Origin of the sequence: Halomarinibacterium sedimenti (assembly GCF_019312585.1) — a bacterium.
Classification (GTDB): Bacteria; Bacteroidota; Bacteroidia; order Flavobacteriales; family Flavobacteriaceae; genus Halomarinibacterium; species Halomarinibacterium sedimenti.
On record NZ_JAHWDP010000001.1, the window covers coordinates 601,792 to 616,419 of the forward strand.

The window sequence follows — 14,628 nt, forward strand, 5'->3', positions numbered from 1 at the left end:
TAAAATTAAAAATCAAAATTAAGAAACTTTATGGTAACAATTTCTTAAAAAAAGAAAAGCCAGTATAAAACAGGTGTTTAAAACTATTCAAAAGTATACTTCAATCCAAAAAGCAAATTCCCTTTGGGCATAGGAACCAAATTAGTTTCAGTATATGCCTCATTAAATATATTATTAGCAATGACTGAAAGTTCTAGCTTTTTAAGTTGTAATGTAGCTGAAACATCCACCACCGTATACTTTTCACCTACAGTTCTTTCGGCGTATTTGTACACAATAGACTGAGAAAGGTTTTTCAGAAATTGTGATTTAAAAGAACCTGTAACCTGTTGCTTCAAGGAGTTAATGGAATATCGAGAATAAGTAATATCCAATTCTTTTACTTCATCCTCCATGTAGGTATAACCAAGATTTAAAAACTGTATAAATCCATTAATTTTAAAGTTATAGTTTAAATGGGTCTCAAATCCTTTCGTATTCAAAGAACGTACGTTCGTAGCCATCCATAAATCCTCTTCGTTTTCCTTTACATAATCTATTAAATTATCTGAATCTCGATTAAAAAAGGCAGCTGTTACATTTATGTTTTGCATGTTGAATTTAATTCCAATCTCTTCCGAAATGGCCTTTTCGGGTTCTAAATTTTCATTTCCTAACGTGGTTGGGTCGCTGTAAAACAAATCGGTATAGGTTGGAATTCGGTAGGTATATCCAGCATTGGCATAGACTTTCCACGAATCTGAAATTTTATACCCCACATCAATTCCTGGAAAGACTTGAAAATCAAAATCTGAATAATAAGTAGCAGCCACACCGGGTGTTACATCTAACAAATTATTCAAAAACTCAAAGCGATGCTCTACAAAAAGAGTGGTCATAAATCGGTCTCGATTCCCCAAATTATTACTCGATAAATACACCTTTGCCATATCCACACCAAAACCTGTAATCCCCAAATTTGAAGTATAACTCGCGTTTGCCTCCGCTCCTATTTTATTTGTGATATGTAGGTTTCTATAGATTGAAGGATCTTGTCTTACAAAAACATATTCATCCTGATTTCTTCGCCAATAGATTCTGGGTGAAATCTTCAAATGGCCCTTTCTAAATTGTGTTGAAAAACCCAACAAACTGGTTTGTGTTTCCTCATACTGATTTACCGCCGTTGGTGACGCATAAAAACCGTTTGCACCAAATTTTCTTTCGGAAAAAGAAGCAATCATTTCTACAGGTGTCTTTTGCGTATTGAAAGTACTTTTCAGAAAATAATTCTGATTGTCGTAATCTGTATTAAAACGATATCCTTCCGAAGTATTTCTAGAATAATGAACCAAATGCGAAGAAGTTTCAAAATTAGTATTGGCGGTTACTTCGGCATTTAATTGTTCAAAAGAACCCCCTTGCATACCCACCGAAACAAACTCTGAAGCTTTCTTTTTGGTAATAATATTCACAGCTCCTGTAAAAGCATTTTGCCCATAAATTCTAGCAGCAGGACCTTTGATGATTTCAATTCGTTCAATTACGTCCAAGGGCAGCGCCATATTTAGCGTATGGTGTCCCGTTTGTGCATCCTCTACTTTAATTCCATCTATTAACAACAAGGTTTGGTCAAAACCTCCACCACGAATGTACAAATCGGCTTGCATCCCAAAGGTCCCTCTTCGTCGTATATCAACTCCTGCAACTTGTTGTAGCAAATCGGCTACAGTAGGTGCAGCACTATTTCTAATTTCTTTTGAAGAAATGATAGTGATGGTTCTAGAGTCTTCTGAAAAAGGAATTTCAATTCGGTTGGCAGAAATAACAACTTCCTCTATTTGCTCTGGTATTTGATTTTCTTCTTGTGCAGAAACAACTGCTGAAATAAAACTGAAAATTGCAATATATTTTAACTTCAAAACGGATAATTTTTAAGTTGGCAAAAATACCCAACCACATAAAAATGACCTAACATATCTTCCTTGAATTTTCTTGAATTTTACAGTATCTTAAACAAGAATTTTAGGCATATTCATTTAATAAATCCTACCTCCTTGATACACAGAGACAAGCTAATTTCCCAACTCACTTCAACAAAAGAATGGGATATTATCATAATTGGAGGAGGAGCCAGCGGATTGGGTATTGCCGTTGATGCAGCCTCACGCGGATTTAAAACCATCCTTTTTGAACAGTACGATTTTGCCAAAGGAACTTCTAGTAAAAGCACCAAATTGCTTCATGGGGGCGTACGCTACCTTGCCCAAGGCGATATAAAATTAGTAATAGAAGCACTAGAAGAAAGAGGTCATCTTGAAAAAAATGCGAGACACCTTTTTAAAAAATTGGAATTTATTATTCCAAATTATACATGGTGGAAAGGTCCCTATTACTTAATGGGGCTAAAATTATACGATTGGCTTTCAAAAAGATTGAGTCTTGGGGGGTCAAAATTCATTTCAAAAAAAACCGTGTTAAAAAGGCTTCCCACCTTAAAATCGAAAGGTCTAGCCAATGGTGTTTCTTACTTCGACGGACAATTTGACGATGCCCGCTTAGCTATAAACCTAGCTCAAACCGCCATAGAATTGGGTGCTGTGTGTTTAAACTATGTAAAAGTTGAACGCTTTAATAAAAATTCAAATGATCTTATTGAGTCTATTGAAGTAAGAGATAATGAAACCCATAAAAGCTATACTTTAAAAGGAAAAGCCATTATAAATGCTACAGGGATTTTTACAGATTCGGTTTTAAAAATGTATAACCCAAATCATAAAAAAACAGTGATTCCAAGTCAAGGTATTCACTTAATGTTAGACGGTTCGTTTTTAGAAAGTGAAAAGGCAATTATGATACCTAAGACTAGTGATGGCAGAGTACTATTTATAATTCCTTGGCATACTAAAGTGATAGCTGGAACGACTGACACACTTATTAAAAAACCAAAAATTGAACCTATTCCACTTCAAGAAGAGGTCGATTTTATTTTAGAAACCATTAACCAATATTTAACCAAAACGGCAACTCGAAGCGATGTACTTTCAGTGTTTAGTGGCCTTAGACCTTTGGCAAAACCATCCAATGATACACTAACCACCAAAGAAGTTTCCCGAAGCCATAAAATTATTATCGACAATAACCTTATAAGTATTATTGGTGGAAAATGGACTACCTATCGGAAAATGGCCGAAGATGTGGTTAACCAAATTATAGAATCGTTTCATTTTCAGAAAGTACCTTGTAAGACGGAAGAAATAGCAATTCATGGAAATATTTCAGAAAAAATAATTCTACCAGATCATCTTTCCTTTTACGGAAATGACTTGGAGTCCTATTTAGAATTTGAAAAATCCAATGTTGAACATGCTGAAAAAATTCACCCTAATTATGCGTTTACCAAAGGACAAATAATTTGGAGTATACAACATGAAATGGCGCGAACTGTAGAAGACTTTTTATCGAGAAGGATACGGCTATTATTATTAGATGCTCAAGCTGCTCAAGAAGCAGCTTCTTTAGTTGCTTCGGTAATGGCAAAAAGCCTTGGAAAAGACAGTAAATGGGAGGAAAATGAGCTATTAGCATTTAAAAAACTAGTAGATAAATATATTATACACTAAATCTATTAAAAAAGCCCAAACTCTTTTCAGAATTTGGGCTTGTATATGTTATATTCTATTAGTTAGTCTGCTAAAACAATCACTCTGTTTTCACTCATTTGCACAGTACCGCTATTAATTTCCAGTATCCACTTCCCTTTATCTTGTGTAAACTTGTCTTTATGTGCTTCAGCAATGGTAGGATTTCCAGCAAATTTTACTTTTCCTTTTCCTAATAAAGAAACAATAGCTGCGTGATTATTCAACATTTGAAACTCCCCATCAACACCTGGAACCGTAACGCTTTCTACGTCACCGCTCACTAAAGATGCTTCTGGAGTTACTATTTCTAAATACATAGTGTTATTTTAAAACGTTAATTATGCTTCAGCTAGCATTTTCTCACCTGCTTCAATCGCTTCTTCGATAGTTCCTTTTAAGTTGAAAGCAGCCTCAGGAAGACGATCTAATTCACCATCCATAATCATATTAAACCCTTTAATCGTTTCTTTAATATCTACTAAAACCCCTGGAATCCCTGTAAATTGTTCTGCCACGTGGAAAGGCTGTGATAAGAAACGTTGTACACGACGTGCACGATTTACGGACATTTTATCTTCTTCAGATAATTCTTCCATTCCAAGGATGGCAATAATATCTTGTAATTCTTTATAACGCTGTAATAATTCTTTTACTCGAGTCGCACAGTCATAATGCTCTTTTCCAAGAATATCTGCAGATAAAATTCTCGAAGTTGAATCTAATGGATCCACCGCAGGATAGATACCAAGCTCAGCAATTTTACGAGAAAGTACTGTAGTTGCATCTAAGTGAGCAAAGGTTGTTGCTGGTGCAGGATCCGTTAAGTCATCCGCAGGTACGTAAACCGCTTGTACCGATGTAATAGATCCTTTTTTGGTTGAAGTAATACGCTCTTGCATCGCTCCCATCTCTGAAGCTAATGTAGGTTGGTATCCTACCGCAGAAGGCATACGACCTAAAAGTGCTGATACCTCTGAACCTGCTTGTGTAAAACGGAAAATGTTATCTACGAAGAAAAGTACATCCTTCCCTTGTCCGTCTCCAGCTCCATCACGGAAATATTCTGCAATAGTTAACCCTGAAAGTGCCACACGTGCACGAGCCCCAGGAGGCTCATTCATTTGTCCAAAAACGAAAGTAGCTTTACTTTCTTTCATGGCTTTTTTATCTACTTTAGAAAGATCCCATCCACCTTCTTCCATCGAGTGCATAAAATCATCACCGTATTTAATAATACCAGATTCTAACATCTCTCTTAAAAGATCATTTCCTTCACGAGTTCTTTCTCCTACTCCAGCAAAAACTGAAAGTCCACCGTGACCTTTTGCAATGTTATTAATTAATTCCTGAATCAATACTGTTTTACCAACTCCTGCTCCACCAAATAATCCAATTTTACCTCCTTTTGCATAAGGCTCAATAAGGTCGATTACTTTAATTCCTGTAAAAAGAACTTCGGTAGAAGTAGAAAGGTCTTCAAATTTCGGTGCCTCACGGTGAATTGGAAGTCCGTTTTCACCAGCCTTAGGCAAATCTCCTATTCCATCAATTGCATCTCCAATTACATTAAATAAACGCCCATAAATATCTTCTCCTATTGGCATTTGAATAGCAGCTCCTGTTGAAACAGCATCTACGCCTCGACTTAATCCATCTGTTGAATCCATAGAAATGGTTCTTACCGTGTTTTCACCAATATGTGATTGCACCTCAAGAATCAAAGTATTCCCATGGTTTTGAACCTCAAGAGAATCATAAATTTTTGGAAGTTCAGCACCACTAGCAAACTCTACGTCTACTACTGGACCGATAATTTGAGCAACTTTTCCTGTAACTTTTGACATTATGTACGTGTTTATTTTTTTAAATTAATTAGGGTTAAAACATCCCCCTTAAAAATCGGTGCAAAGATATGTTTTTCTTCCTTAAAAAAACAACCTAAAAATGTAATTTTTTGAATTCTATTCTCTTCGGTTTCAATCAAAAAAGAAACCCCTTCGATTTGTATTAATCAAAAGGGGTTTATCAATAATTTTATAGTACTCTACTGTAATTCGGGAGAGTAAGTAACAGGGTAATTATTTGCTTTAGCTACTTGTCCTGCCTCAATAAAGTTTGAACCGTAGGTAGCATCAATAGCTTCTAAAAATTTATTGGCCATTAACGCATAACCTCTTGCTGTTAAATGCACTCCATCAAGACTTACTAAGCCACCAAATACAAGATCTGTATTCATGGTAAAATTATCAAAAGTAATTCCCGTAGTAGATGCTTGTTGTAAGATTCCGTTTAAATCTACTAAAGCCAATCCACTTGAAGATGCTACATTTTCAATAGTTACATTATAGGCGTCTGTAGCAACTCTTACTGAATTTTCTTCACTAGAAGTAAGCACCCAGCGGTCTTCGAGTGGGTAGGTTACCCCATTTACCGCTAATTGACCAGCCGTAGCTGCGGGCACTCCTAATGTGATTAATTGATTAAAATACTCTTCGTTTAGCGTCGCAATAACTGATGAGCTAGTCAACACCAATAAATCTTCTGCCGTTGCTTGTCTTGATTGGGCGAATTGAGCAGAAAGTAATTGTGCTGTCAAAGGATCTAAGCCTCCTGCTTGAAGCACAGGGAATAATTGTGCTGAAATATCTGGTAAAGACTCATCAAAAATAACTACTGGACTTGCTGCTGTTTCAGAAAAAACAATAGATCTTTCTGGCACTCCTAAGAAAGCAAAAGCCTGATTAAGAGGTGCAAAAGTCGCGTTTAATAAAGGAATTTGAGGGCCAAAATCTGGGTTTGTAGGGTCTAACGGCGCATATGGAATTGTAGTAAAATAGGGTAAACTTGTTACATAAGGAACATTAGTTACAACCCCTTTTGCTCCAGAACCAGTTAAAGCACCAACAAGAGCAGTAAAGGTTTGCGCAAATACATTTGGGTCTGTAATATCATTTGATCCATACGTTGTAGGATCGAAATTACCTGTTTGGTCAACTCCGCTTCCTCCTGAAGTGGCAAAACCTAAAACGTCATTTCCACCTACTTCTGAAAGTGTGAAAAATGTAGGTGCTTGGGCTAACGCATCTTCTAACATAGAAGCATTTGCGCTTGAAGCCATTCTAGCAAAGTAAGGATTTGCTTGACCTGTAGCAACTCCAGCCACATTTCCGTAACCGTTTGCTAGCAAGTGAAAACTTTTAGCCCCTGGCACACCCATATTACTATAGGGACCCGCAATAACATTGCTAACTTCTGTGCTTGGCATGGCAGGCAAAACCGCAGGACCAGCACCATTAAAAAACAATCTTGGATTGGCAATAACATTTCCACCAAGTAATAATCCTCCAACGTTATCATTCATTAAAGGTTGGGTGAATTCACCACTTCCAAGGGCAGAAAACTGTTGTGATAGAATATTTGGAAATGAATTCCCTTGACTTGCTATAAATAAAGCTCCATCTGTATAACCTGCCGTAAAAGAAGCTCCTAATGCAACGTAGTTCGAAAAATCGGCACTTCCTGCTGAAAGATCAACCTGTACATCATCCATTGTTGTGCTATCATCACTTTCACAGGCAATAAACCCTAAAGCGATTAAAAGAACACCTATATATTTAATTTTCATAATACTAATTTTTTTACTGATTATAAATTATTAATGGTCCAAGAAACGTAATACATTGAACCAATATATCCAGTTCCAAATGCGGTAAAGTACTCGTCACCTAAAACATTGGTAGCACCCACTTTAAAAGTAGACTTTAAGAATTTGGGAGCTCTATAATTAAGCTGTGCATCTAGAACATGGAATGCTGGAACTTGTCCATCTCCAAAAGAAGCTTCCCACTCATACGTATCGCTCCATCTCCAAGCTACATTGAATCCAAAGTTTTTAAATAACTCCGTATTCCCAAAAGACCCTTTCACTTTATGCTCTGGTGTGTTAAAGTTGGTACGGAAGTCTGGATTGGCTTCTGTATCAAAGTCCAATTTTGCATACGTATAGTTTCCTCCTAAATCAAAATTTCCAAAAATCTTAGTAGAAACTCCTATGGAGCCTCCATAAGAATTTACGTCTTTATCGCTATTGGTATAAGTTTGATACACTTGAAAATCTGAGTTTGCGATTGCTGCAATCGCTAAAGGCGTATTGTTAGGGTCGCCTGGAACCGTTTGTGTTAATTGAACATCTCCATAGAAAGGAGCAACTACTGTTTCATTTGCTAAAAAGTCTTGGTATTGGTTATAGTATCCGCTAAGATCAACAATTACTTTTCCTAATTTTCCACGATATCCTAATTCAAAAGAGGTTACCTGTTCTGGTTTTACAAAGCTTGAGTTAGCAATTTCTAACTGTGAAGCATCTCCTGTAGCACCAAAAGCTTGTACAGAACTTAAAAGGTAGGAGTTAGTATAAGCTCCTTGACCATCAAACTGAATCGTTGAAGCACCTAATAATGCCTGACCAGTGGTACTTAAGTCATAGTCATCAACATAACGTGATGGGTTGTCTATGGCACCTCCTACTAACACAGCTCTTCCTACATCTAATCCAATATATAAATCTTGAGTAGTTGGATTTCTAAATCCTGTTTGGAACGAAGCACGGATATTATGCTGATCGTTTATGGTGAAACCAGCAGCTAATCTTGGAGAGAAAAATCCGTCAAAAAGTTCAGATTTATCATAACGAACAGAACCCGTTAATTTTAGATCTACATTATCTGAAAGTTCTAATTTCTTCTGAAGTTGAGTATATACACCATATTCAGAATAATTAATTGGGCCGTCATTATCTGTATAAATAGTTCCAGAAGAATTTAAACTATACGTTCTATAGGAACCTCCCACTTGAACCTCAACAGCATCCCAAAGGTGGCTAAAGTTATAATTAGCATCACCGTGATAAATTTTTGAGTTATCCTGAAACTTAGACCCCGTAGCTAAATCTGGATTATTAATACTTGCATTGAATGCGCTATTAAATCCATCACTTCCTGGTTCAAAACGTCCAGTATCTGCAGTTTGTCTTCCTAGATTATGTGCTTCTTCCGCAGTAAGACCAGCGAGTGATCCTTGCACAAAGGCTCCTACATATTGTCCAAACCACGTTTGATCATCTTTCCAAGCTCTGTTAATGTTAATCCCAGTAAAAACCATATCATAACTGTCTCCTGCTCTATCTTCCGTTACATATCCTCGTAAAAAGAAATTGTCATTTCTTATTTCTAGTTTGTGTTGTTGCAAGAAGAAATTATCAATGGCATATCTATTGGCACCTTGATAAATCGTAGATCCTGTTCCTACTTTACCCACATAAGCAATTTCAAAATCATTTGCCCAAGGACGGAAATACAATCCCCAATCTGCTTTAATACTTTCAGCTTCATAATCTGTTAGGTCTCCTTCATTGTAACCTGTTCTACTCACATTTTCCGAAGGCACTAGGGCTTCAGCCCCTGCTGGAAGTATCCCTAATCCAACTAACGCTTCAGCAACTTCTTTAATATCGGTACTTACCTCATCACCATAAACATTAATTCCATCATAATCTATATCTGCACGGGTTGCACCTGTTCCGGGTTTAGCAGTTGTATTGTTTGCTTCCCAATCGGTTCCTCTTAAATATCCAAAATTTACTTTTGCAGCAAAATGCTCGGAAAACTTATGTGCTGCTCGAATGCTGAAATCTGTATAAGGGTTATCTCCGGCAGCCTCCTGACTAGTTATTCCTCTTTTGGCAGAAATACTAATTCCTTCATGATCAAAAGGACTTTTACTTCGCATAAAAAGAATCCCGTTAAATGCATTAGCACCATATAATGCAGAAGCTGCTCCAGGAAGTAATTCTACACTTAAAATATCTGTATCTGTCATTCCCAATAAGTTTCCTAATGGGAAGTTAAGTGCTGGGGCAGAGTTATCCATTCCATCTACCAACTGCATAAAACGTGTGTTAGCAAATGTTGCAAAACCTCTTGTGTTAATGGATTTAAACGTTAAACTGTTGGTATTTATATCGACTCCTTTTAAATTTTCAAGACCATCATAAAAGTCTACCGACGCAGTGCTTCTTATTTCTTTTATTCCGAAGCGTTCGATAGTCACTGGGGACTCAAAAACACGTTCTGGAGTTCTTGACGCAGAAATTACAACCTCATCAAGTTCAGATCCTTCCACCAAAACTACATTTAAGTTTTGATTGTTTGAAGTAACTTCTACATCTTGCGATGCGTAGCCAACGCTAGAAATTTGGAGCACAAAAGGGGGCTCCAAGTCTACAAGTAAGGAGAAGTTTCCGTCGAAATCTGTGGCAGTTCCGGCAGTATCCCCAACCACTACAATATTGGCGCCAACAACGGGCACCGAAGATTCGTCAACAACCTTTCCGCTTACATTGGTTTGTGAAAAAGTAATAGTACTTAAACACAAGCATAATACAAATACAATAGTTTTCATAAAAAAGTTTTGTTTGATAATGCTGTAAAAGTAAAATAAATATTATGTATGCATAAAAAAATGAAGCTTTTTTTTAAGAAATTGTTAAGAATATTTGATTAAAAATGGTAATGCACCAAAGAAATACCCATTTTATCCATAATACTCACTTATTCCACAATGAAATTGTAAGAAATTATGATACACTAAATTTGAAGAATATGCTACTCTACGGTAACCGATTTTGCTAAATTTCTTGGTTGATCAACATTACGATTTAGCATCACTGCAATATAGTAAGATAACAATTGTAACGGAATTGTGGTTACAAGAGGACTTAGTGTTTCGGTAGTTTTTGGAACTTCCATGATGAAATCTGCCAATTCTTTAACCGTAGTATCTCCTTCGGTTACCACTGCAATAATTTTACCCTTTCGGGCTTTAATTTCTTCTATATTACTAACCACTTTTTCGTAGTGATTACTGTTTACAGCAATTACTACTACGGGCATGTGCTCGTCTATTAAAGCAATAGGGCCGTGTTTCATTTCGGCGGCTGGATAGCCTTCGGCATGAATATAGGATATTTCTTTAAGCTTTAAAGCACCTTCCAATGCAACAGGAAAATTATACCCTCTTCCTAAATAAAGAAAATTAGACGCGTCTTTAAAAACATCGGCAATGGCTCTTATTTTTTCATCGCTTTTTAATGCTTCTTCAACATGAGAAGGAATTAATTCCAACTCTCGCAAGTGTTGCATATAATTAGCCTGGGAAATGGTTCCTTTCACCTTTGCTAATTTTAAAGCAATCATAGTTAAAACTGTAATCTGAGTAGTAAATGCTTTGGTTGAAGCAACTCCAATTTCGGGCCCTGCGTGTGTATAAGTACCGCTATGTGTTTCTCTTGAAATGGAAGAACCCACAACATTGCAAACCCCATAAACAAAAGCCCCTTTTTGTTTAGCCAATTTAATCGCCGCTAGGGTATCTGCCGTTTCTCCACTTTGTGAAATGGCAATAACAACATCTTTCTCGGTAATGATTGGGTTTCTATATCTAAATTCGGAAGCATATTCAACTTCAACAGGAATCCTTGCCCAATCTTCAAAAATATATTCCGCAACAAGTCCTGCATGCCATGATGTCCCACAGGCCACAATAATAATACGGTTGGCATTTACAAATTTTTGAATATGATCTTCGAGGCCTCCAAGTTTAATAATCCCCTCGTTTGCTAGAAGTCTTCCTCGATAGGTATCTTTTATAACCGAAGGTTGCTCGTAAATCTCTTTCAGCATAAAGTGATCGTAGCCTCCTTTTTCAATTTGCTCTATATTTAATTGTAACTCTTGAATATAAGGCGCTACTAGACTGTCACTTTTTATTTTTCGAACACGAACTTCTCTCCCTAAACGGATAATAGCCATTTCTTCGTCTTCCAGATATATGGCGTTATTGGTAAATTCAATAAAAGGTGTAGCATCACTTGCTACAAAAAACTCATCATCTCCAATTCCAATTGCTAATGGACTTCCAAGTTTGGCAACTACTATTTCATCTGGCTTTTTTCTGTCAAAAACGGCAATGGCATAAGCTCCAATAACTTGATTTAAAGCTAACTGAACAGCCTTTCCAAGCTTTACATTCTCTTGTTTTTTGATTTCTTCAATTAGATTAACAAGTACTTCGGTGTCTGTATCACTTATAAATGTGTAGCCCCTTTTAATTAATTCCTTTTTTATGGAAGCATAGTTTTCTATTATTCCATTATGTATGATAACCAAATCTCCACTGTTTGAGTAATGAGGGTGAGAATTGACATCGTTAGGAACCCCATGAGTTGCCCAGCGTGTATGTCCAATCCCTAACGTTCCTTTACTGTTTAACTCCCTATTAACCTTAGCTTCAAGATCGGCCACCTTACCCTTGGTCTTGGCCATTTGAATGTCCGTACCGTCGTAAATGGCTACACCGGCACTATCGTATCCTCTATATTCTAGACGTTTAAGTCCGTTTAATATAATAGGATACGCTTCTCTTTTACCAATATAACCTACAATGCCACACATACTTTTTTAATTATTAGGTTCTGTATAAAACAACTGAAGTTTTAATCTTTTTTCTTGATTTGAAGACCGATTCCCATGAAGCACAGTTCCTTCAGGCGAAATAACACAAGAAGCAGGAACCTGTGTAAGGCTCTCTACCTCTGGATTATTTACAGATAGTTCGTTCTCTAAGCTTCTAAAATTAATAAGGGACACATTTTGAGACACCATTAATCCTAGTGAAATATTAGTCGAATCTCTATTTATTAAATTACTCACATGGGAAGTTAGTTTAATCTTATAATATTCCCCATTTTCATCACTATCACGCTCTAATCTTCCTAAATGTTGAGTTACTGCATTTACAGCAGAATTGTTTGTTGTTAAATCTATAGAATAGTCTGCTAGAATCGTGTTGTTTTTTGGATCAAAAACCATGATTCTTTCGGGTTCAAAGCTTCCGCCAGAAACCTTATCTTGGTCCACATAAAAAATTAAGTTGGCTTCATTTATAAGCCATTCCTTTTCACGAAGTTCTTCAAGGTCATTGACGCCATTTTGGTTATCATCCCCACCAAACAAATCAATTATAGTAACAATTCCTTCACCTCCTCTTATGTAAAGTGTTTCATCTCCTAATGTACTATTAGAGTTTGCAAGTCCAGTAGTAATAGATGCAGGCAAATTGTTATTGAATACATTAACATTGATTCCTGAAAAGTTCAAATCGTAAGAATCTAACAGCCTAATTATATTGCCATCATCATCTGTTTGTTGATTTCCATCAGAATCTAACGAAGTAGTTTCCGAAGAATAATACAAAGTTACCTTGGCATCTTCTGTACTAAAAATAAATGTGTTTCCGTCTCCGTCCGCAGATGCTTCTAAGAAAAGTCCTCTAAAATAATTTTTAAAGTTATTATTGTTAATTAATACCTCTTCTCCTTCTTGATCAATTATTTTTTGCTGAAAGAAATCTACAGGCAAATCAATTAATAGCCCAGGAGAAAGTGCAATGGTGTCAATATCTTCAAAAATGAGTTCAATTTCATCGCTAGAGGGAACGAAGGCATTTTTTGTTGCTAAAAGCTGTCCTAAATTAGATTGAAACACGGGCCCTTGATTTGAATAGTATTTTTGTTGGTCTTCAAAATTACTGTCTGGATCTGTATCCCTTAAAAAATAATTTGATTCATACACAGAAATATTTGTAGGAGCGCTTCCAAAAATGGAATCCAATGTATAGGTTGTAACGTCATCACTATCTGTACTTGACGTTGAAAAGTAAGGAAGATGCAACACAACTCTTTCAAGAACAGGATCCAAAGAATCTACAGGAAAAGTAGGGTTAGCAGTACTTAGTACCATTTGACCTAAAAAATGAGACATTGTTTTTCCATAAACAGGATCGTTATAGACCCCTAATTTATAGGAAGAAAGCCCGTTTGTTTGAATACCCCCAAGCAATTTACTATAGGCTACAACTGAAAAGGTGGTGTCTGGACTAGTGAAATTTTCGTTTATGATATTGGTATCTAAGTTACTAAAATCTTCTTCACAAGAAGCAAAAGCAACAATAACTAAAAGTAATACCCCTAGCTTGGGGAGAACATTTGTAATTTTCATTAGGGTGTATATTTTAAACCAATACTTTGGATTGGTAAAAGTCTAAATAAGCTTCGGAAAATTCTTCCATTTTATGAAAGTTTAACACAGGCTTATCAAGGTTTTTAAGATACTCTTGAAATTCTTCCGAAATCTCATTAGAACCAACAATCACAGCATCCGAATTATCCATAGCGGTTTTCATAACATTAAAGTAATTAGGATTCTTTAAGTGCGATATGGTTGCTTCTTCAATACCATCGAATTTAATTTTATCTACCAATTTAGTATTTAACGTGCCTTGAAAGCCAGGATTGTATAGTGAAGTAACTATTTTACTGTTTTCAAAAAGAGGTTCGTTATTGTAGTACGTTCTAAGGTATAAGGGTAAAAATGAAGCCAACCATCCATGAACATGGATAATGTCTGGTGACCAGTTTAGTTTTTTTACAGTTTCAATAACTCCCTTAGCAAAGAAAATGGCACGCTCATCATTGTCTGGAAATAGATTTCCATCTTCATCCGCATAGGTTGCCTTTCTTTTAAAGTAGTCATCATTATCAATAAAATAAACTTGCATTCGCTCCTTAGGAATTGATGCTACCTTTATAATAAGCGGCATGTCCAAATCATTGATAACTAAATTCATCCCCGAAAGGCGAATTACTTCATGTAATTGATGTCTACGCTCATTAATATTACCATATCTGGGCATAAAGATTCTTATTTGCCCATCATTGCTATTAACCATCCTAGGGGCTTCAAACGACATGGAAGAAATCTCGGTCTCTGGCAAGTATGGAATTACTTCAGAAGACACATACAAGACTCTTTTATCTTTCATATATACTGGCTTGTTGTTTAAAACACGCAAAATTACGAAAATTTATGCAGATTGCACTTAATATCTT

9 protein-coding genes are annotated in these 14,628 nt (G+C 36.2%); 1 reads left to right on the forward strand and 8 read right to left on the reverse strand.

Features of this window, described 5'->3' with window-relative positions; all coding sequences use genetic code 11:
- Positions 1-83: 83 nt before the first annotated feature.
- On the reverse strand, positions 84-1,901 hold the full coding sequence (locus KXJ69_RS02955; RefSeq protein ID WP_219051105.1) for a TonB-dependent receptor plug domain-containing protein: 1,818 nt from the start codon (positions 1,899-1,901) through the stop codon (positions 84-86).
- Between the two features lie 138 nt (positions 1,902-2,039).
- On the opposite strand from KXJ69_RS02955, the gene KXJ69_RS02960 reads away from it, so the two are divergent.
- Complete coding sequence (locus KXJ69_RS02960; RefSeq protein ID WP_219051794.1) at positions 2,040-3,602, forward strand: glycerol-3-phosphate dehydrogenase/oxidase; 1,563 nt, start codon at positions 2,040-2,042, stop codon at positions 3,600-3,602.
- A gap of 62 nt (positions 3,603-3,664) precedes the next feature.
- Here KXJ69_RS02960 and KXJ69_RS02965 read toward each other — a convergent pair whose 3' ends face one another.
- The 7 genes from KXJ69_RS02965 to KXJ69_RS02995 form a co-directional block, all read right to left on the reverse strand.
- Positions 3,665-3,940 carry a FoF1 ATP synthase subunit delta/epsilon gene (locus KXJ69_RS02965; protein WP_219051107.1) on the reverse strand — a complete coding sequence of 92 codons (276 nt, stop codon included), beginning with the start codon at positions 3,938-3,940 and terminating at the stop codon, positions 3,665-3,667.
- 21 nt (positions 3,941-3,961) lie between these two features.
- Positions 3,962-5,467, reverse strand: a complete 1,506-nt coding sequence (gene atpD, locus KXJ69_RS02970; protein WP_219051109.1) for a F0F1 ATP synthase subunit beta — start codon at positions 5,465-5,467, stop codon at positions 3,962-3,964.
- Positions 5,468-5,667: 200 nt separating this feature from the next.
- Positions 5,668-7,248 carry an SGNH/GDSL hydrolase family protein gene (locus KXJ69_RS02975; protein ID WP_219051111.1) on the reverse strand — a complete coding sequence of 527 codons (1,581 nt, stop codon included), beginning with the start codon at positions 7,246-7,248 and terminating at the stop codon, positions 5,668-5,670.
- Positions 7,249-7,268: 20 nt separating this feature from the next.
- Positions 7,269-10,082 (reverse strand): TonB-dependent receptor, encoded by a 2,814-nt coding sequence (locus KXJ69_RS02980; RefSeq protein WP_219051113.1) that lies wholly within the window; start codon positions 10,080-10,082, stop codon positions 7,269-7,271.
- A 203-nt stretch (positions 10,083-10,285) separates the two neighbouring features.
- Positions 10,286-12,133 (reverse strand): glutamine--fructose-6-phosphate transaminase (isomerizing), encoded by a 1,848-nt coding sequence (gene glmS, locus KXJ69_RS02985; RefSeq protein ID WP_219051115.1) that lies wholly within the window; start codon positions 12,131-12,133, stop codon positions 10,286-10,288.
- Between the two features lie 6 nt (positions 12,134-12,139).
- Positions 12,140-13,738, reverse strand: coding sequence for a BamH family beta-barrel-assembly machinery protein (gene bamH / locus KXJ69_RS02990; RefSeq protein ID WP_219051117.1), 1,599 nt, complete (start codon positions 13,736-13,738; stop codon positions 12,140-12,142).
- Positions 13,739-13,751: 13 nt separating this feature from the next.
- Positions 13,752-14,561, reverse strand: coding sequence for a glycogen/starch synthase (locus tag KXJ69_RS02995; protein ID WP_219051119.1), 810 nt, complete (start codon positions 14,559-14,561; stop codon positions 13,752-13,754).
- Positions 14,562-14,628 lie beyond the last annotated feature (67 nt).

Bases quoted from the DNA above. Each gene is read 5' to 3' on its own strand.
- KXJ69_RS02965 (WP_219051107.1), bottom strand. From the start codon at position 3,940: ATGTATTTAGAAATAGTAACTCCAGAAGCATCTTTAGTGAGCGGTGAC.
- atpD (WP_219051109.1), bottom strand. From the start codon at position 5,467: ATGTCAAAAGTTACAGGAAAAGTTGCTCAAATTATCGGTCCAGTAGTA.
- KXJ69_RS02975 (WP_219051111.1), bottom strand. From the start codon at position 7,248: ATGAAAATTAAATATATAGGTGTTCTTTTAATCGCTTTAGGGTTTATT.
- KXJ69_RS02980 (WP_219051113.1), bottom strand. From the start codon at position 10,082: ATGAAAACTATTGTATTTGTATTATGCTTGTGTTTAAGTACTATTACT.
- glmS (WP_219051115.1), bottom strand. From the start codon at position 12,133: ATGTGTGGCATTGTAGGTTATATTGGTAAAAGAGAAGCGTATCCTATT.
- bamH (WP_219051117.1), bottom strand. From the start codon at position 13,738: ATGAAAATTACAAATGTTCTCCCCAAGCTAGGGGTATTACTTTTAGTT.
- KXJ69_RS02995 (WP_219051119.1), bottom strand. From the start codon at position 14,561: ATGAAAGATAAAAGAGTCTTGTATGTGTCTTCTGAAGTAATTCCATAC.